The following is a 762-nucleotide window of genomic DNA, read 5'->3' as shown; positions in this document are numbered from 1 at the left end:
GCGAAGGTCGCCGTGGCGGCATCGTCGCGCGCCATCTGCGCGACGGCCGCCGCGATCATGTAGGCGGACACATCCATCCGGCGCGATTGTGATCGTCTAGGCGAGCTCAGGCCGAGAGCGGCCAACCATCAGATGGCGACAAATTTACTTGACATGAAGTCAAGTAAATTTTACTTTTCTGGCTGTGGGAAGAGCATCAGCCGAGGGCCGGCGTAACAGGGTCCGCACCGCCAGGCGGGTCGCCGAGCTGACCCAGACCGAGCTGGCAGACGCCGTAGGGGTGACGCGCCAGACCATCGTTTCGGTCGAGGCTGGCAACTACGCACCCTCGGTCTATCTGGCGCTGGCCATCGCCCACCGGCTCGGCAGCACGGTCGAGGCGCTGTTCGCCGAGGTCCCCAACCCTGTGCAGCCCAGCCCATCCACAGGCTCTGAGCTGACATCGCCCCTGACATCCACCACAGCAGCGGAAGGGTTGACCCCATGAACCAGCTCATCGACGGTCGCGAGCCCGAGAAGCCGGCCAACCCGGCCGAGGACGACGACCCGCCCGTGCCCGGCGCCAACGGACGGTTCCTACGGGTCGCAGCCTTCATCGGCGACCTTGGCCATCCCTTCTACGACGAAGAGCGCCAGCGCGACCCTCTCTGTCAGACTCGAGTGAGACACCGATGCGGGTGTGGGACTGGCTATGGAGGGCGTGATCGGAGATCCTGATGTTCGTGGAGTCTGAGTCGCAGGAGGATCCCGGCGGGTCGCCGG

1 protein-coding gene is annotated in these 762 nt (G+C 65.4%); it reads left to right on the top strand.

The features are described 5' to 3' along the window. The first annotated feature begins 184 nt into the window (after positions 1–184). Positions 185–487: a helix-turn-helix transcriptional regulator gene (locus tag ND747_RS16525; protein ID WP_251734497.1), complete on the top strand. Its 303-nt coding sequence runs from the start codon at positions 185–187 to the stop codon at positions 485–487. Positions 488–762: the final 275 nt, after the last annotated feature.

The organism is Frankia sp. R82, assembly GCF_023716925.1.
Lineage (GTDB): Bacteria > Actinomycetota > Actinomycetes > Frankiales > Frankiaceae > Frankia.
Note: the sequence above shows the minus strand (reverse complement) of the source record. Positions and strands in the feature narration are given on the sequence as shown.